Source organism: Vibrio variabilis (assembly GCF_003263785.1).
In the GTDB taxonomy this organism is placed as follows: domain Bacteria; phylum Pseudomonadota; class Gammaproteobacteria; order Enterobacterales; family Vibrionaceae; genus Vibrio; species Vibrio variabilis.
The window spans coordinates 54,925-74,490 of the sequence record NZ_JYJK01000125.1; the positions used below are offsets into that span (position 1 = coordinate 54,925).

Here is a 19,566-nt window from a genome sequence, read left to right on the forward strand (position 1 = left end):
TTAACTCAATTTGGGCATCTCTGCCAGATTTACTATCAACATGATGAACGGATACCCATAAATGCGTACCAGTAACTATCTTCTTTCTACTCTGAAGGAGACACCAAACGACGCAGAAGTTGTAAGTCACCAGCTCATGCTGCGTGCAGGTATGATTCGTAAACTAGCTTCAGGTCTATACACTTGGCTACCTACGGGTCTACGTGTTCTGCGTAAAGTCGAAAACATCGTTCGCCAAGAGATCGATAATGCAGGTGCAGTTGAGACTTTGATGCCCGTAGTGCAGCCGTTTGAACTATGGGAAGAGACAGGCCGATCTGAAAAGATGGGTGATGAGCTTCTTCGCTTCACTGACCGTCATGAGCGTCCGTTTGTACTTAGCCCAACAGCAGAAGAAGTGATCACTAGCCTTGTGCGTAACGAAGTAAACTCGTACAAGCAGCTACCACTGAACCTGTACCAAATCCAAACTAAATTCCGTGATGAGCGCCGCCCACGTTTTGGTGTGATGCGTGCACGTGAATTCTCAATGATGGATGCGTACAGCTTCGACATCGACAAAGAAGGCTTAGAGAAGTCTTACGAAGCGATGCACGATGCTTACTGCAAAGCGTTTGACCGTATGGGTCTAGACTACCGCCCTGTACTGGCTGATACCGGTGCTATCGGTGGTAACGGCTCACACGAATTCCACGTATTGGCAGAAAGCGGCGAAGACCTTATCGCCTTCTCTTCTGAGTCTGACTACGCAGCAAACATCGAAAAAGCAGAAGCACTAGCGCCTGCAGTAGAGCTTGCCGCTCCAACTATCGATATGACAATGGTCGATACGCCAAATGCGAAAACCATTGCTGAGCTTGTTGAGCAGTTTGACCTACCAATCGAGAAAACAGTGAAAACACTGTTTGTGAAAGCGTCTGATGAAATCGAAGCGCCGCTTGTCGGCCTAATCATCCGTGGCGACCACGAGCTAAATGAAATCAAAGCAGAAAATCTAGCTGAGGTAGCCTCTCCTCTAGAGATGGCAACAGAAGAAGAAATTCGCGCAGCGATTGGCGCAGGCCCTGGTTCACTGGGCCCTGTAGGTCTTGAGCTACCATTTATTGTTGACCGTTCGGTTGCCGTAATGAGCGACTTTGGCGCTGGCGCAAACATTGATGACAAGCACTACTTTGGCATCAACTGGGGTCGTGACGTTGAGCTTGGTAAAGTAGAAGACCTACGTAACGTTGTTGAAGGCGATCCAACCCATGTGGTCAAGGTACTATCCTGCTTAAGCGTGGTATCGAAGTGGGTCACATCTTCCAACTTGGTAAGAACTACTCTGAGAAGATGAACTGTGGCGTACTTGGCCCTGACGGCAAAAACGTTATCCTAGAGATGGGTTGTTACGGTATCGGTGTTTCTCGTGTGGTAGCTGCGGCTATCGAACAGAACAACGACAAGCACGGTATCATCTGGCCTGACGCTATCGCACCATTCCAAGTTGCGATCGTACCGATGAACATGCACAAATCTGAGCGCGTTAAAGAAGCCGCTGAGAAGCTATACGCAGAACTGACTGCAGCTGGCATCGAAGTGCTATTTGACGATCGTAAAGAACGTCCAGGTGTGATGTTCTCTGATATGGAGCTTGTTGGTGTTCCTCATACTGTAGTTATTGGTGACCGCAGCATGGACGAAGGCAACTTCGAATACAAGAACCGCCGTACTGGTGACAAAACGCCAATTGCTATCGATGATATCGTGGCTCACGTGAAAGCTCAGCTAGCTTAATCGTTACCCAAATTATCCTAAAGGCCGCTATGCGGCCTTTTTTATTGCCTTCATACTCTGTTCATGTTCGCTTTCTTATGATGGTGCAATGCCACCTGACTAGGAGTCACAGATGAACCTAAAATCACTGCTTAACCAAGCCCTTAATTCAGATATCGTCAATCAAGCCACCCAAAAAGCGAGCCAGTCCTCGTCAAGCATCGGTCAAGCTCTCGGTGATAAGAAAACCCTTGGTGCACTAGGTGCTGGAGCAGTAGGCGGCGGTTTACTCGGTATGCTTATGGGCTCTAAGAAGACCAAAAAAATGGGAAAGACCGCATTGGGTGTCGGCGGCGCTGCAGCACTAGGCGCTCTCGCTTACAAGCTGTACAACGACTACAACAAGGGAGAGTCCAACGCCTCTAGCTCGCCGCAAACCCCAGCTAACTTTACCCAAACCTCGCAACACGATGAATCAGTACTAAGAGCAATGATCGCCGCGGCCAAGGCCGATGGACATATTGACGAGCAAGAGATGGCAAAGATCGAACAAGCACTCACCCAAATCGATGCTGACGCATCAGTGCAACAATTGATTCAAGCCGAGATAGCTAAACCTCTTGATCCTACTGAGATCGCGCGATTGGCCGTGTCACCAGAGCACGCAACCGAAATATACCTAGCCAGCCTATTAGTGGCGGATGAACAAAACTTTATGGAAAAAGCGTATTTGAAAGAGTTGGCAACCCAACTTGGGCTAGAGGATGGTTTGGTTGAGCAACTGAACGCTCAGGTAAGTCAGTAGAACTGAGTTGAAAGAGATAATGCGTTCCTAGGGGTATCCCTAGGAACCACCATCAGAGCGAAAAGAACTACTCTTCGCTATCAGCTTCAGCTTTCGCTGCTGCTTCTGCTTTCGCTGCGCGAGCTTCTGCTTTACGCTCATTACGCTTTGCTTGGTTTTCGATAAAACCAGCGAGCTCTTTATCTGCCCACGCTTGAGCCAACTCTTGGCTCTCAAAGCCCATCTCACGCTTAGACACGACCGTGCGACGAGAAGTCACTTGACGAATGATCTCTGCAGACCAGCCGTTACGTTTTTCCGTTAGACGGATAGTAAATTTTTTATTTTCAGACATTTATGTATTTCCTAAAGACTTTGTTAAGGGATATTCCAGCAATGTAATGCTGACCATCCCTAAGCCAGCGCGGTATTAGAACACAAATCGAACGCTGACGCTCAGAGTTTTTATAAGAAAAAGTCCCCAGTGTTTCCACTGAGGACTTCATTAGCTACTTGGTTGTAACCTGTGAGGCAGTTGCCTCGGTTTGATTACTTACCTACGTTCACACGAGCGTTGCGGAACATGCGCATCCAAGCACTGTCTTCACCCCAAGACTCTGGCGCCCAAGAGTTTGCAACCGTACGGAATACACGCTCTGGGTGAGGCATCATGATGGTCACACGACCGTCACGAGTCGTTAGACCTGTGATTGCGTTTGGTGAACCGTTCGGGTTGTTTGGATATTGCTGTGTTGGGTTACCGTTGTTATCAACGTAACGCACCGCTACCGTACCTGATGCTTCAATCGCGTTTAGGTGGTCAGTGTCGCGAACTTCTACGCGGCCTTCACCGTGAGAAACTGCGATTGGCATACGTGAACCTTCCATGCCATCGAAGAAGATAGAGTCAGACTTCTGCACTTCTACTAGGCTAAAGCGAGCTTCAAAGCGCTCAGATTCGTTACGAACGAAGCGTGGCCATAGGTCTGCACCTGGGATCAGCTCTTTTAGGTTCGATAACATCTGACAGCCGTTACACACACCTAGAGAGAAGGTGTCTTCGCGGTGGAAGAAGCTCTGGAACTGGTCACGCGCTTGGTCGTTGAACAAAATAGACTTCGCCCAACCTTCACCCGCACCTAGAACGTCACCGTAAGAGAAGCCACCACAAGCCACAAGACCTTGGTACTCTTCTAGAACAGCTTGACCCGTTAGGATGTCGCTCATGTGGATATCTGTTGCTTCAAAACCAGCACGGTCAAACGCTGCTGCCATTTCAACGTGAGAGTTCACACCCTGCTCACGAAGAATTGCCATCTTAGGTTTCGCGCCAGTTGCGATGTATGGCGCTGCAACGTCTTCTTTAACGTCGAAGCTCAGTTTCACGTTTAGACCTGGGTCAGAGTTGTCTTTCTTCGCCTCGTGCTCTTGGTCTGCACACGCAGAGTTGTCACGTAGAGACTGCATCTTGTGCGTAGTTTCAGCCCAGATAGTACGTAGCTCAGTACGAGAGCGCTCGATAACAACCGCATCACCAGAAGTGATCACGAAGTCGTCAGACGCTTCAACGCTGCCGATTACGTGAGAACATGCCTCTAGGCCGTTAGCCGCTAGAACCGCCTTCACTGCTTCTAGGTCGTCATTCGTAACCTGAACAACCGCACCTAGCTCTTCGTTGAATAGCGCTGCTAGCGCATCTTCACCAAGGCCTGCAATATCAGCTTTCACACCACAGTGACCAGCAAATGCCATCTCAGCAAGCGTTACGAATAGACCACCATCACCTTTGTCGTGGTAAGCCACTAGCTTGTCATCACGAACAAGGGTTTGCATCGCATCGAAGAAGCCTTTTAGCTGCTCTGCGTTGTCTACGTCTGCTGGCTTATCACCAAGCTGCTTGTAAACCTGTGCCAATGCTGTTGCACCTAGACGGTTCTTACCGTTACCTAGATCAACAAGAACCAGTGACGACTCACCTTTGTCAGTGCGAAGCTGCGGCGTGACCGTCTTACGAACATCTTCTACACGACCAAATGCAGTGATAACCAGTGAAAGTGGCGACGTGACTTCTTTGTCTTCACCGTTCTCGTTCCACTTAGTCTTCATTGACATTGAGTCTTTACCTACTGGAATCGTTAGACCCAGTGCTGGACATAGCTCTTCACCTACCGCTTTCACCGCTTCGTAAAGACCTGCGTCTTCACCTGGGTGACCCGCTGGAGACATCCAGTTAGCTGATAGCTTGATGCGCTTGATATCGCCGATGTCTGTCGCTGCGATGTTAGTTAGAGACTCACCTACCGCTAGACGAGCAGAAGCGCCAAAGTCTAGAAGAGCAACTGGTGTGCGCTCACCCATAGACATCGCTTCACCGTGGTAAGTGTCGTAGCTTGCTGCTGTGACTGCGCAGTTTGCTACCGGCACCTGCCAAGGACCCACCATCTGGTCACGAGCAACAAGGCCTGTCACCGTACGGTCACCGATGGTGATAAGGAATGTTTTCTCTGCAACTGTTGGTAGACGAAGAACGCGGTCAACCGCATCGTTCATTTCAATGCCTTCGCGAGAAATAGCTGGGCTGTCTACTTTCAGTGTTTTCGCATCACGGTGCATCTTCGGCGTTTTGCCAAGAAGAATGTCCATCGGCATGTCGATTGGCGTGTTGTCGAAGTGTGAATCTTCAAGTTTCAGTTCACGCTCTTCTGTTGCCACACCTACTACTGCGTATGGTGCGCGCTCACGCTTACAGATAGCATCGAATGCTTCCATGTTCTCTGGTGCAACAGCCATTACATAGCGCTCTTGAGATTCGTTACACCAGATCTCAAGTGGGCTCATGCCTGGCTCATCATTTGGTACGTCACGTAGCTGGAAGAGTCCGCCGCGCTCACCGTCATCTACAAGCTCAGGAAGTGCGTTTGAGATACCGCCCGCGCCCACATCGTGGATAAATGCGATTGGGTTGTCTTCACCTAGCTGCCAGCAGCGGTCGATTACTTCTTGACAGCGACGTTCCATCTCTGGGTTTTCACGCTGCACTGACGCAAAATCTAGGTCTTCAGCAGACTGACCAGATGCCATAGAAGAGGCTGCGCCGCCGCCAAGACCGATGTTCATTGCAGGACCGCCAAGTACAATTAGGCTTGCACCTACTGGGATCTCTTTCTTCTGAACGTGCTCGTCACGGATGTTACCCATACCACCAGCAATCATGATTGGCTTGTGGTAACCACGCACTTCTTCACCTGCGTGAGACGTAACTTTCTCTTCGTAAGTACGGAAGTAACCCAGTAGGTTTGGACGACCAAATTCGTTGTTAAACGCGGCGCCACCTAGTGGACCTTCTAGCATGATATCCAATGCGTTAACGATACGGCCTGGCTTACCAAAATCGGTTTCCCAAGCTGTTCGAAGCCAGGAATGCGAAGGTTAGACGTTGTGAAGCCAACTAGACCTGCTTTTGGCTTACCACCAATACCTGTTGCGCCTTCGTCACGGATCTCACCGCCACTACCTGTCGATGCACCTGGCCATGGAGAAATCGCGGTTGGGTGGTTGTGTGTTTCCACCTTCATTAGGATGTGCGCTTTCTCGTGGTTGTAGCCGTATTGACGTGTTTTTGGATCTGGGAAGAAACGACCCACTTCAGAGCCTTCCATAACCGCTGCATTATCTTTGTATGCAGACAAAACGTGGTCTGGAGTCGTTTCGAATGTATTTTTGATCATCTTGAACAGCGACTTGTCTTGCTTCACGCCGTCGATAGTCCAATCTGCGTTGAAGATCTTGTGACGACAGTGCTCAGAGTTCGCCTGTGCAAACATCATCAGCTCGATGTCTGTTGGGTTGCGCTCTAGCTTAGTCACAAAGCTTTCAACTAGGTAATCAATTTCATCTTCTGCAAGTGCAAGACCAAGCGTCACGTTCGCTTCTTCTAGTGCTTTGCGACCGCCAGTTAGTAGATCAACATCTGCAACCGGTGCTGGCTCTGCCACTTGGAACAGCGCTGCCGCTGATTCGAAATCAGAGAAAACCACTTCCATCATACGGTCGTGGATTACTGCTTTAAGCTCAACAAGTTGAAGCTCAGTCAGTTCGCTTGATGTCTCTACGTAGTAGGCAGTACCGCGCTCTAGACGAGTCACTTTGTCTAGACCACAGTTATTCGCGATATCCGTAGATTTAGAAGACCATGGCGAGATAGTGCCAGGGCGAGGTGTCACTAGTAGCAGTGTGCCAGTCGGCTCGTGCTCTTCGATAGTTGGACCGTAAGTCAGCAACTTCTCTAATTTTTCAACTTCAGACGCATCCAGGTCTGCCGTTAGGTCGGCAAAGTGGGCAAACTCAGCGTAAATACCTGTTACTGGTAGGTTTAGTTCACGACAAAGCTCTAGTAGCTTGTTAACACGAAACTCAGAAAGAGCTGGGGAACCACGCAAAATTCTCATGTGCTTAGGTCTCTTATGCAGTTGATTTAGGTGAAATTCTTATAAATTCAATCAGTTAATAGTAAAAACTGAACTTATAACGATTTCTCCTACCTTGATGCGGCGGTATTATAGAGGATTTTTTTTGTGACGTAAGCGTTGGCGCAAACGTTTTCGTCATTTTTTTTTGTTTTGCCGAAATCCGTTAGAGATCGGCGATAAAGTGACCACTCTCGGGTGTTTCTGCTATCTCGCTTTGCCAACACGCACAGCTTTGGTATAAAGGCAGCACTAACGTTGTGAGATCTATGAATTAATGCAAAGTCCTTCTGTTGTTCGTTGGCCTAACCGCCGCTGGTTAAAACTGCTTTCTGCCTGTCTGCTCACCCTTGGTTTGGCTGGCTGTCAAATCGATTCTGATCCAAAGAGTGAATTAGAAAGCATCAAGGAGCGCGGTGTGCTTCGTGTCGGTACTCTCAATAACCAGCTCTCCTACTACATAGGTCCCGACGGTCCAACCGGACTGGATTACGAGCTTGCTAGACAGTTTGCCGATGCTCTGGGTGTGAAGCTTGAGATGAAACCGGCGTTTCGCCAAGCGAGCCTATTTCCAGCGTTGCAAAAAGGCGAGATTGATATTATTGCCGCAGGCCTGAGTCAGTCACCTGAACGAATTCAGACATTTCGAGCTGGCCCTGCCTACTACTATGTCAGTCAACAAGTGGTCTACAAAAAAGGTCAGTGGCGTCCACGTAACTTAGAGCAACTACTAAATACTCAACAAGAGCTGATTGATGAAGCTGATGGCGAAGAGGTGTTTGCCATCGTCAAAGACTCACATTTCGAAAAAACCTTAGCCTCAGTAGCCAGCAAACACCCTGATATTCGCTACTACATCGACGCCAATGCGGATGTCAATGACCTGCTTAAACAAGTGTCAGAAGGTAAACTGCGCTTTACGATGGCAGATTCGGTAGAGCTATCGCTTTCACAACGTATCTATCCAGATTTGGCGCTCGCTTTCGAGATGACCGAAGACCAACCAATTTCTTGGTATATGCGCCAATCAGAAGATGAAAGCCTATATGCCCTACTCATCGAGTTTTTCGGACAGCTCAAGCAAACCGGTGAGCTGGCCAATTTAGAAGAGAAGTACATCGGCCATATTGGTGTCTTTGATTACGTCGATACGCGCGCCTTTATTCGCGCGCTCGACAACAAACTACCTAAGTGGTCACCGCTATTTAAGAAGTACTCGAAAGAGTTCGACTGGCGCTTGATTGCCGCATTGGCCTACCAAGAGTCGCATTGGAACCCAGTTGCCAAGTCACCAACTGGGGTACGCGGTATGATGATGCTGACGCTACCGACCGCAAAAAGCGTTAATGTCACCAACCGTCTTGATCCAGAGCAGTCCGTTCGTGGCGGTGTTGAATACTTAAGACGTATCGTTGATCGCGTGCCTGACTCCATCACAGAGCACGAAAAGATCTGGTTTGCCCTGGCGTCTTACAACGTGGGCTTTGGTCATATGATGGATGCAAGACGCCTGACTAAACGTCAAGGTGGCGACCCTGATGCTTGGGCGGATGTGAAAGATCGCTACCGCTGCTGCGTCAGAAGAAGTTCTACAGTCAAACACGCTATGGCTATGCACGTGGCGATGAAGCACGTAACTACGTTGAAAACATTCGACGTTACTATCAAAGCATCATTGGCCATGTAGACAAGCAGCTTGCGGAACAAGCAGAGCAAGAATTGACAACTGACGGGCTGATTGTGATACCGCCGCTGCCTCCTGTATCGGGCGCAGTCTCTGCGGCAGAGTCCACGATAAGTGGTGCTCAGACCTCAGTAAAACCCGCTGTAGGTGGTAATACGGGTCGTTAACTATTGAGGGTTTCTATACCCAAGTCTATGTGTGCGAAACAAACTGCTTTCGCACACTTGAAATCCGACCAGCAAGGCCTTACATTACTGGTTGAGAGTAGCGAGAACATCGTACTGATCGCTCGTTTTAATCCATTGTTCTGATGCATTATCCGCTCTCAACTGGCAGGTACATCCGTACCAACCAACACTGTTCACACGTTTTGACTACTCAAACTATTGAGTGGACGCCGTGTGTTTGGGACTCCGACAACGCTCCACTAATAAGGACATCGAATACGCCCAGTGCGTAGGGATTTAGATCGGAGAGGTTTACCCGTAGTAAAAGGAGGTTGTTTTATGCTGGCGAAGAAAAGAACCCAGCTAAACACCTTAATAAGACGGTGGCCGCAAACCGCCGCAGACGTATGATGGCAAACAATAAGAAGAAAGTTATTTGGCGTCATCGTTCGTTTATGCAGCTACTCTCTTCGTAAAAAAGGCGCTGCAAAGCAAAGACAGCAAGCATCTGCCAAGCAGATGTTTGCTAAATATCCCCGCACAGCCCTTCCATTATTTATCCATTTTCTGCTCTAACTGCTGCTCTTGCCTTTGTTTCTCTTGCTTAGCCGCTTTGATCTCTTTTCGACGACGTTTAAAAAAGGCTTGCAACTGATGACGGCATTCTTGCTCAAGTAACCCAGACTCAACATCCGCGTAGTGATAAGACGCTTGGCTTTCAAATAAGTTTAATACCGTACCTGCAGCGCCCGCCTTTAAATCGGGGGCACCAAAGACAACCCGTTTCACGCGGCTATGCAAAAGCGCACCAGCACACATTGGGCAAGGCTCTAGGGTGACATATAGCGTGGTATCAAGCAGTCGATAGTTTTCCAACACCTTGCCTGCTTTGCGGATAACCTGCATTTCTGCGTGAGCACTGGCATCGTGTGCGCCGATAGATTGGTTCCAACCCTCAGCGACGACCTCACCGTCTTTAACTAGTAACGCACCAACCGGAACCTCACCTTCTGCTTCGGCGAGCGAGGCTAGCTCCATCGCTCGGCGCATGAAAGCATGGTCTTGCTCACTAAACTCAGTGGGTGTCGAAATCGCGGGCGGTGTTAGCTTGTCAGTCATGAGGCTCTCGGTTTAATGCTTCAGATAAATAATCAATCAAGGTTCTTATTTTAGAGGTTAGCATGCGATTTTGTGGGTACAGCGCCCAGATGCCCTCTTGGTCACCACGATAGGGCGTCAGCACTTCAACAAGTTCACCGGCCTCTAGATAAGGCTGCACATAATAGTCGGGAAGCTGAACAATTCCCAATCCTTTTAATGCAGCATCCACTAGCGCATAGCCACTATTGCATTGCACTCTGCCATCGACATGTATCAGTCGCTCTGTTCCCTTATCTTCAAAGCGCCAGTATTTGGTTGAGCCACGAAGGCACTGATGCCTTTTAAGCTCAGATAAAGTATGCGGCTCACCATGTTTCGCCAGGTAACTCGGACTGGCGCAAACAAACATATGTCGGTCGAGCAGCTTACGAGCCATCATGCTCGAATCATCAAGCTTACCCAAGCGCACAGCAAGATCGTACCCTTCTTGCACCAGATCCATCTTCTGATTCGACAGCACCAAATCCAGCTCTATTTGCGGGTATTGCAGTAAGAACTCATGCATTAGCGGTGCAAGGACTTGCTCCCCAAACGTCACTGGTGCAGTCATCTTAATTCTTCCAGTGGGGCTCGCTTGCAGTTGCGTAATGGCAAGCTCAGCCAACATTAAGCCTTCAACTAAGGGTTTACAATGCTGATAGTACGTCGCCCCTACTTCTGTGACTGACACCTTTCTGGTGGTACGCACAAACAGCTTCACTGCAAGCTTGTCTTCTAATGCATTCACTCTGCGGCTGATGTTTGCGACCGAGGTCGACAGCCGCTCCGCTGCCGCAGTAAAACTCTGCGTCTCGACGACAGCGACAAACTCATTAATGCCTTCCCAGTTTGCCATAAACAGATCCAACTATTACAAAATAGTAATAGTGTATTTCAAAATTACATAATTATCATTTTTTAAGAAATAAATATACTGCTTGTCATCCGAGGCAAACGGGATGAAGTGAACTAACCTTAGTGAGTTAGCCGTTTGTTTTCTACTGTATAGATTCGTGACCTTGAACCAATTAACCTTGGATCATGAACCTTGAGCCAATGACCTTGAAATCATGACCTTGAGACCATGACCTCGAGAGAAAAAGGAAAAACCATGACTGAACAATTTATTAAATCACGTGCTGCTGTCGCTTGGGGTCCAAACCAACCACTAAAAATGGAAGAAGTCGATGTCATGCTGCCAAAGGCAGGTGAAGTGTTGGTGAAAATCGTTGCGACGGGCGTCTGCCATACCGACGCATTCACTTTATCTGGCGACGATCCAGAGGGTATCTTCCCAAGTATTCTTGGTCACGAAGGTGGCGGTATCGTTGAAATGGTTGGTGAAGGCGTCACCAGTGTTGAAGTTGGTGACCACGTTATCCCGCTATACACAGCGGAATGTGGCGAATGTAAATTCTGTAAGTCGGGTAAGACTAACCTGTGCCAAGCGGTTCGTGAAACCCAAGGTAAAGGTTTGATGCCCGATGGTACGACTCGCTTCTACAAAGATGGTGAGCCAATTTACCACTACATGGGCTGCTCTACCTTCTCTGAGTACACCGTACTGCCTGAGATTTCGCTGGCTAAAGTGAACAAAGAAGCTCCGCTTGAAGAAGTGTGTCTACTAGGCTGTGGTGTAACAACGGGCATGGGCGCAGTGCTGAACACGGCTAAAGTTGAGAAAGGCGATACCGTTGCTATCTTCGGTCTTGGTGGTATCGGTTTGTCTGCCATCATTGGTGCTCGCATGGCTGGCGCAAGCAAAATCATTGGTATAGACATCAACGAAAGCAAATTCGAGCTTGCTCAGCAACTTGGCGCGACAGACGTGATCAACCCACAGAAGTTTGATAAGCCAATTCAAGAAGTGATCATCGAGATGACTGACGGCGGTGTTGATTACTCATTCGAGTGTATCGGTAACGTCAACGTGATGCGTCAAGCACTTGAGTGCTGCCACAAAGGTTGGGGTGAGTCGGTTATCATTGGTGTTGCCGGTGCAGGTCAAGAGATCTCGACTCGCCCATTCCAACTGGTTACTGGTCGCGTATGGCGTGGTAGTGCATTTGGTGGTGTTAAAGGTCGTAGTGAGCTTCCAGAGATCGTTGAGCGCTATATGGCAGGCGAATTTGGGCTGCAAGAGTTCATTACTCACACTATGCCTCTCGATGAGATTAACGAAGCGTTTGAGCTAATGCATAAGGGTGAGAGCATTCGTTCGGTGATTCACTATTAATTGGTCCTTGGTCCTTGGTCCTTGGTCCTTGGTCCTTGGTCCTTGGTCCTTGGTCCTTGGTCCTTGAAGTGTATTTTAGGTATATAGAATGACAATCGAAAATTTGAGCCAAGCGAAAGTATTTGGTGGTTGGCACAAGCAATACCAACATAGCTCTAATGTACTCAACTGCTCAATGCGGTTTGCGATTTATTTGCCACCAGAGGCAAGTGCCGATAATCCAGTCCCCGTGCTTTATTGGCTGTCGGGTTTAACCTGCACCGATGAAAACTTTATGCAGAAAGCGGGAGCATTTCGCGCTGCAGCTAAGCTTGGCATCGCCATCGTCGCACCGGATACCAGCCTCGTGGAGAAGGGGTGCCTGACGATCCAGAAGGTGCTTACGATTTTGGACTTGGTGCTGGCTTCTATGTTAATGCCACTCAAGCGCCTTGGAATCAGCATTACCAGATGTACAGCTACATCGTCGAAGAACTGCCTATGCTGATCGAAGAGCATTTTCCGGTCTCCGACGTTCGTTCTATCTCTGGACATAGCATGGGTGGGCACGGCGCACTGACCATTGGTTTAAAGAACAGTGAACGCTACCGCTCAATCTCGGCGTTTAGCCAATCAGCAATCCAATGAACTGCCCTTGGGGACAGAAAGCGCTGAGCCATTATCTAGGCAACAACACCGAGGATTGGAAACAATACGACAGTGTTGAACTACTGCAAGCGGCACAAGCCACACTGCCTATCCTGGTCGATCAAGGTGAAGATGACGGCTTCTTGCAAGAGCAACTCAAACCTGAGTTACTGCTTGCCGCAGCCGAAAGCTCAGGCAGTGATGTCAAGCTACGTATGCAGCCTGGTTACGATCATAGTTACTTCTTTATCCAAAGCTTTATCGATGACCATTTACGCTTTCACGCTGGATTCTTAAAAGACTAGCACCCCGAAGCTGAAAACAAAAAGCCCGCCTAGGCAATCTACCTGGCGGGCTTTTTTATATCTTACGTTAGCTTACATGACTTTAGATTACATCGTGTAAGTGTATGGCGCTTGGATACCTAGAGGAATACCTAGAGCCCAGTAAGCGAGCAAGAAGATGGTCCAACCAATCAGCATAGCGATTGAGAATGGCATCATTAGCGATGCTAGTGTACCGATACCAGTAGACTTCACGTAGCGTTGGCAGTAAACCACAACCAGTGGGAAGAATACCATCAGTGGAGAGATGATGTTCGATACAGAGTCACCAACACGGTAAGCCGCTTGAGATAGCTCAGGAGAGATACCAACCGCCATTAGCATTGGAACTAGGATTGGACCAATCAGTGCCCACTTCGCAGAAGCTGAACCAACCAGTAGGTTTACAGACGCAGTTAGTAGAATCATACCAACGATCGTCGCCTGACCTGGAAGGTTAAGCGCTTTAAGTCCTTCAGCACCGTAAAGCGCCAGCATAGTACCGATGTTAGATTGACCAAATGCTGCTAGGAACTGTGCACAGAAGAACGACATAACAATGTATGCGCCCATCGTTGCCATTGTGTCTGACATCGCTTTAATGACATCGTTGCTCGTCTTGAACGTACCCGCAACACGGCCGTATACGTAGCCTGGGATGATGAACAAGATAAAGATCAATGGAACGATAGACTTCATTAGCGGTGCAGAGAACGCGGTAATTTCACCCTCTGGAGAACGAAGCGCTGAGGTCTCTGGAATGATCGCAGCAACAAGGAGTGCGATACCCGCCATCATTGACCAACCTGCCGCGCGGAACGCTTTAGATTCTGTCTCTGTGAACGTACCTAGATCCGGTGCTTCTTCAGCATCTTCATCAACAGGAGTATTAGCAAGACGTGGTTCGATGATTTTCTCAGTTACGTACCAACCGATAGCAACGATGATCACTGAAGAAAGACCAGTGAAGAAGATGTTTGCTAGTGGGTTTACGATGTAGTCAGGGTCAAGAACCTGAGCAGAAGTTTGCGTGAAACCTGCTAGTAGTGGGTCGATACCTGAAGGGATAAAGTTTGCAGAGAAACCACCAGATACACCAGCAAATGCTGCTGCGATACCCGCTAATGGGTGACGACCCGCTGCGTGGAAGATGATACCGCCCAGTGGAATAACCAGAACGTAACCTGCATCCGCCGCCGTGTGCGATACGATCGCAACAAGAATCAGCATAGGCGTTAGCAGTTTCGCAGGCGTGAAGTTCAGCATCTTCTTAAGGCCAGTTGTGATGAAGCCTGAAGAGTCAGCCACGCCTACACCTAGCATCGCAACCAGTACGATACCCAATGGCGCGAAACCTGTGAACGTCGTCACCATATTAGCAAGGAAGCTTGCTAGGGCTTCACCCGTTAGAAGGTTAGTCACTTCTAGAGGTGTGCCGGTACGTGGGTTAATCAGATCGAAACTGACATTTGATAAAAGTGCTGACGCAACCCAAACAATAACGAGTGCCCAGAAAAACAAGATAGCAGGATCTGGGATTTTGTTACCCGCTTTCTCAATAAAGTTTAAAAAGCGATCCATTCCAGTCGGCTTTGGAGCTGGCGCTTGATTAATCGATTGGTTACTCATGGTAACTCCGTGTGTGTGATGTTGTTATTTGTGAATCTCAAGGCAAGTTTCACTGTGACATAAAATCTGCGTGACCATTTTATTTAAAAAAGTTGAAAAGAGTAGATAATTCGGAACTTTTTCCATATTTGTAGACTTATTTTGCAAAATACACCGATTAACATAACATTTAACCAACACTACAGCGCACAAATGCAAAACAATTATCTAACTAGCACGTAAAATGCCCGATGATATAAAGATAGCGTATAAATTGAACGCAATCTAAAGGGGGAAGAGATGAAACGGAGAGAGTCAGGTAAGCCTGTTTCTGCATCATTTTAAAAATCAGGAGATTAACAGCGCAGACGACGCTGTAAAAAACATTAACATATCTTGTGTGGGTAAGTGACGCTAGGACCGCTAGTCAAATTCACTGTAACGGGAAATCTGGGTTGTCAAAGTCAGACGACGAGACTCGCCAAGTCGGTCGATCCAATCTACATCCACTTGAACCGTTTTGACATTGCCATCCATGGAAGTGGTAGGAACTTGCCAATTAACAACGTAAGGGGGTGATTGTCAGAGCCTGCGACGATGTCAGTATCAAAATCAGCGACTGGAATTTCTGAGGTTGTGCTATCTGCACCACGAGTTCGAAACCATTCAAGCTTTGCCTCTGCAAGACCCAGCGCTTGAATGCTGTGGTAAGCATAGTCAGAGCGCTGTTCAATATAGGCCTGCATCTTAACCAAGCCAAGCGCTCCTACCCCAACGAGACAAATGGCGATCATAACTTCGACAAGACTAAAACCACGCTGTTTAGAAATCACGCCAGGCTCCTTTTTTCCAGGTATAGGCACCTTTGAGGAAAGTAGGGCGATACCCAGCATTAAAGTTAAGGTTCATGTCACCCACCAGCGTTGACTTTCCGTATTTAGTATCAATGACCAACCCCCATTCGGTGTACTAGAGTAGAACTGAACTCCGACGGTATCAGCTGTGATGTAAGGTTTATAAACAGTATTGGTGGTTTGCTTTTCTTGCCAGAAGCTCTTGATCGAAGATGCAACTGACGTATTCGTTGTATCTACTTTGTGATAAACGAGACCGTTAAAAACGAATGTACCGTTTACAGCAAAGGCGCCGTTCTCTATAACTAGCATCTGTCCTTGTGTATCACTTTCACTTACAGAACCCGATATTTCACAATTACCAACTAGCCATAGCCCCCTCTTTTTCTCATCTGGAAAGTGGTTCGATATCAGGGAGCTGCAGTCAGTACCGTTGACCTCTTTCTTCACAAACATTTTTGTGTCGTCTGATATTGTCGTAACATTCTGTTTGCTTCCTGCTACCCCAAAAAGCTCTTTAAATAAGTCCATTTTGGTATCTGGTAGGAAGTCTTTCGAAAATTCAGGGGATTCCGTTGGTTTCGAAGCATCTATAGATGCCGCAATGCTATCTTTGCCTATTATTGTTACGTAATCACTGTGGCATTTTTTCTCGCCATTAACTGAGGAGGTCGAGTAACCATATTCTCGACCACCAAACCCCTTTTGAGAGTCATATCTAAAAGTAAACGAATCAGAAAAACGTACGCTAGTACACTCGAACATATCTTCAGGCTGCCCAGCGACTTTAGCACCAACACTTGGGGTAATCGTGACAGTCCCTACCATCTCTAAATCGCCGCTAACTTGAATAGCGCCCTTAGGTTGATTAACGCCATTAGCCATTGTCCGTGTGAGTGTGTTTGTATTTGATGTGGCAGTAAGAACGTAGTCAGTATCTTGCGAAACTGTTAATGAGACACTCCCTCGATTGGATATACAACCAGCGGTGAATTCTTCTGGTCGGTTTGACGCATCTTCAAGTACATCAATGCTTTTACCTGAAGATCGAAGGTACCCAAGCGTACACTCCAATAAACCATCCGCTTTCCAGTAGTTTTTGCGGGATTCCACCTCATTCTGAGCTCGCTTGATCTCATATAGTGAAGTCTTATACGCCCCCATCGTCACCACAAGCGCAACGACAAGAAGTAGGCTTGTCGTCATTAATGCAATAACACCGCTCTGCTTTTTCATTGGCCATTCCTCACCATGAACTGTCGCGTCAATGAGCTGAACACACTGGGGTTACCTCTTAGTTCCGCATCGATGGTTAGATTGATATATTGGTGGGTGGCACTATTACTCCCTACCGTATTCGCTCCGACAGTGAAGTTGGTGACTTTAATAAGGTTTGGTTCAAAGTTTGAGGTACAGCCGTCTGGGCAGAATAAAGCGTTGACCTAGCGCCACTCTCAACCGCTGTTCTAGAGCGACAAATCGACAGTTTCCCTGTTTCTTTATCAAACGCCCAAACGACATTCTCTAGTTTTTTCTTTTCACCAGGGTTACCTATCTCTCTTCTGTCGTAATACGCATACTGCGCTACCGCCCCACTCTGCGACAAATAAATGGTACTGCTGGCTCCAGAAGGCACCCAACTCTGACTTTCTTCACCATTGTAACCCGCTCGGATCATGTCATTTTGGATACGGCGCGCCGTTGTCGCGAGCGCTTGATTTAGCAGTAACAATTGAGAACGATCGGATGCGTGATTTTGCACCGATATGTACAAAGAGCCCACTAGGGAAATAGCCATAATGCCGGCCGTGGATGCCACCAGCATTTCGATGATAGTGATGCCTTTTTGCCGTTTCATCCTAGCAGCCCCTAACCCATATTCACCACCACTTTGACAAACTCGAACTCGCCCTGATGCGGCGTGACTGACGATCTTGGCAAATTTTTCACTGCGCGGGTAAGGTTTTATGATGATATTGCCACTCACACGAGCCGCGCCAGTGATATGGTCAATCTTGAGTTGTTCACTACTAAAATCCAACTCAATGGTCGTGCCATCAAAAGGCGCACCTGAGACGGTAAACAACCGCTTTACATCACTATCGGTGAGACTGCCTTTATTCGCTACGACTGCAGTCCAGTTGCCATCCGAAGCGCCTTCAGGCAACCCCTCAAAGTGGATCCACAATGGCTCGTTGCGTAATATTGCTTCCGCTTGTGTTTGCATAATTACGCCGTAAAGCTCAAGGGCAGCCCGCTCGACTTTTTTCGATTTGGAGACATCAGCAAACGTCGGAGCCATCGCCATCAAGACAATACCCGAGATCACTACTGTGATGATCAATTCCAAAAACGTAAAGCCGCGAACCATTTCCCAAAATCCTATGAAACTGGTAACAAACAAACCTATCTACTTGCGTTAATCCTAGCAGCAGAGAACACTATAAAAGTCTTTTAAAATAGTCGCTTGGATTGACTTAAAATAATGAAATGCAAACAAGGCGGATGTAGACAAAGAGGTTTGACGTTGATCGAATTATTGATCACGTTAGCCATACTCGGCATTCTGACTTCTATCGCCTACCCAAACTACACGCAGCAAGTGCGAGAAAGTCACCGAATGATCGCGTTGGGTGATTTGCTTGAGATGCAGCTCGAGCTCGAACGCACCTATAGTAGCGGATACAATTTTGCGTCCGTGATTTCAGGTGGCAGCTGTACTGTGTGTGAATCTCAGATCAACCGCTATCAATTTGCAGTCGTGAGCAGCGCTGGCGCCGCCTATACCATTAAAGCTATTGCGCAGACAACGACCAAACAATCTGACGATAGCTGCCTAGGAGCGGATAAAACCATGAGTTTGAGCTCCAATGGCGATGTTGCTCCATTAGAATGCTGGTAACGCAAAACCTCTAAATGCCGTCTTCTAAAAACGCACTCGTCTAGAAAAGCAAACGGCCCGCGATAACCTTGATTATCGCGGGCCGATTCAATTGAGATTTGAGAGCACTTAGCTAGTCAAATCATCGAAGAACTTCTTCACACCATTGAAGAAACCTTCTGATTTTGGCTTATGGGTGTTTGCCGCTTCACCGCCGCATGACTCTTCAAACTCATGCAGAAGTTCTTTCTGACGCGCGCTCAGTTTCACTGGTGTTTCAACCACAAGCTTCACGATTAGGTCGCCAACGCCGCCGCCACGAACGCCTTTCACGCCCTTACCGCGCATGCGGAACATACGACCAGTTTGGGTCTCTTCTGGTACTTTCAGGCTTACACGGCCATCGAGTGTTGGCACTTCAACTTCGCCGCCTAGAGCAGCTTGAGCAAAGCTCACTGGCACTTCACAGTACAGATTGTTGCCTTCGCGCTCAAAGATGTGGTGTTCTTGAACATGAACTTGGACATACAAGTCACCCGCTGGTGCACCATGCTCGCCTGCTTCACCTTCGCCAGATAGACGAATGCGATCGCCCGTATCCACGCCAGCTGGGATCTTAACGTTAAGTGTTTTGGTTTTTTGTACGCGACCTTGACCGTGACAGCTGTTACATGGGTCTTTGATGATCTTACCGCTGCCGCTACACGTTGGACAGGTTTGCTGAACCGCAAAGAAGCCTTGACGCATCTGAACTTGGCCGTGACCATGACAGGTGCCACAGGTTTGTGGTGAAGAGCCTTTCTTCGAGCCTGAGCCGTCACACGTCTCACACTCAACCAGCGTTGGGACTTCAATCTCTTTTGAAATACCGCGAACCGCTTCTTCTAGCGTTAGCTCCATGTTGTAACGCAAGTCTGCACCACGCTGTGCACGATGACCACCGCCGCCACGACGACCGCCACCAAAGATATCACCGAATACGTCACCGAAGATGTCCACCGAAATCAGCACCGCCGCCGCCGAAGCCGCCGCCCCCATGCC

General features: G+C 48.1%; 11 protein-coding genes and 5 pseudogenes. 7 read left to right on the top strand and 9 right to left on the bottom strand.

From position 1 onward, the window contains the following. Positions 1-61: 61 nt before the first annotated feature. A pseudogene (locus tag TZ48_RS20640) lies at positions 62-1,776 on the top strand (proline--tRNA ligase). A 112-nt stretch (positions 1,777-1,888) separates the two neighbouring features. Beyond that, a complete protein-coding gene (locus TZ48_RS20645; RefSeq protein ID WP_112480491.1) occupies positions 1,889-2,560 on the top strand; it encodes a tellurite resistance TerB family protein in 672 nt (223 codons plus the stop codon). A 67-nt stretch (positions 2,561-2,627) separates the two neighbouring features. On the opposite strand, the gene TZ48_RS20650 is transcribed toward TZ48_RS20645, so the two are convergent. Continuing rightward, a complete protein-coding gene (locus tag TZ48_RS20650) occupies positions 2,628-2,894 on the bottom strand; it encodes a DUF3622 domain-containing protein (protein WP_042500849.1) in 267 nt (88 codons plus the stop codon). Between the two features lie 194 nt (positions 2,895-3,088). After that, positions 3,089-6,987, bottom strand: a pseudogene (gene purL / locus TZ48_RS20655) (phosphoribosylformylglycinamidine synthase). A 295-nt stretch (positions 6,988-7,282) separates the two neighbouring features. Between purL and mltF the strand changes: the two are divergent. Together mltF and TZ48_RS26520 are read left to right on the top strand one after the other, a co-directional pair. Then, positions 7,283-8,692 (top strand): membrane-bound lytic murein transglycosylase MltF, encoded by a 1,410-nt coding sequence (gene mltF, locus TZ48_RS20660; protein ID WP_420822972.1) that lies wholly within the window; start codon positions 7,283-7,285, stop codon positions 8,690-8,692. Between the two features lie 32 nt (positions 8,693-8,724). Continuing rightward, positions 8,725-8,856 (top strand): hypothetical protein, encoded by a 132-nt coding sequence (locus TZ48_RS26520; protein ID WP_420822973.1) that lies wholly within the window; start codon positions 8,725-8,727, stop codon positions 8,854-8,856. 552 nt (positions 8,857-9,408) lie between these two features. Here the strand turns inward: TZ48_RS26520 and tadA are convergent. Both tadA and TZ48_RS20670 read right to left on the bottom strand, forming a co-directional pair. Continuing rightward, positions 9,409-9,975 carry a tRNA adenosine(34) deaminase TadA gene (gene tadA, locus TZ48_RS20665; protein ID WP_112480492.1) on the bottom strand — a complete coding sequence of 189 codons (567 nt, stop codon included), beginning with the start codon at positions 9,973-9,975 and terminating at the stop codon, positions 9,409-9,411. After that, a complete protein-coding gene (locus TZ48_RS20670; RefSeq protein ID WP_112461207.1) occupies positions 9,968-10,852 on the bottom strand; it encodes a LysR family transcriptional regulator in 885 nt (294 codons plus the stop codon). The genes tadA and TZ48_RS20670 overlap by 8 nt, the downstream gene beginning before the upstream one ends. 255 nt (positions 10,853-11,107) lie before the next feature. Here TZ48_RS20670 and TZ48_RS20675 point away from each other — a divergent pair, with 255 nt between their 5' ends. Next, positions 11,108-12,232 (top strand): S-(hydroxymethyl)glutathione dehydrogenase/class III alcohol dehydrogenase, encoded by a 1,125-nt coding sequence (locus tag TZ48_RS20675; protein WP_112480493.1) that lies wholly within the window; start codon positions 11,108-11,110, stop codon positions 12,230-12,232. A gap of 88 nt (positions 12,233-12,320) precedes the next feature. After that, a pseudogene (gene fghA, locus TZ48_RS20680) lies at positions 12,321-13,164 on the top strand (S-formylglutathione hydrolase). 87 nt (positions 13,165-13,251) lie between these two features. Here the strand turns inward: fghA and TZ48_RS20685 are convergent. From TZ48_RS20685 to TZ48_RS20700, 4 genes and pseudogenes are all read right to left on the bottom strand, one after another. Further along, positions 13,252-14,811, bottom strand: coding sequence for an AbgT family transporter (locus tag TZ48_RS20685; RefSeq protein ID WP_112480494.1), 1,560 nt, complete (start codon positions 14,809-14,811; stop codon positions 13,252-13,254). Positions 14,812-15,213: 402 nt separating this feature from the next. Continuing rightward, positions 15,214-15,623, bottom strand: a pseudogene (locus TZ48_RS20690) (type IV pilus modification PilV family protein). Positions 15,624-15,695: 72 nt separating this feature from the next. Next, complete coding sequence (locus TZ48_RS20695; RefSeq protein WP_112480495.1) at positions 15,696-16,880, bottom strand: hypothetical protein; 1,185 nt, start codon at positions 16,878-16,880, stop codon at positions 15,696-15,698. Between the two features lie 112 nt (positions 16,881-16,992). After that, a complete protein-coding gene (locus tag TZ48_RS20700; RefSeq protein ID WP_112480496.1) occupies positions 16,993-18,015 on the bottom strand; it encodes a GspH/FimT family pseudopilin in 1,023 nt (340 codons plus the stop codon). 114 nt (positions 18,016-18,129) lie between these two features. Here TZ48_RS20700 and TZ48_RS20705 point away from each other — a divergent pair, with 114 nt between their 5' ends. Further along, positions 18,130-18,546, top strand: coding sequence for a type IV pilin protein (locus tag TZ48_RS20705; RefSeq protein ID WP_112480497.1), 417 nt, complete (start codon positions 18,130-18,132; stop codon positions 18,544-18,546). A 108-nt stretch (positions 18,547-18,654) separates the two neighbouring features. Here TZ48_RS20705 and TZ48_RS20710 read toward each other — a convergent pair. Beyond that, a pseudogene (locus tag TZ48_RS20710) lies at positions 18,655-19,566 on the bottom strand (molecular chaperone DnaJ); the annotation flags it as partial.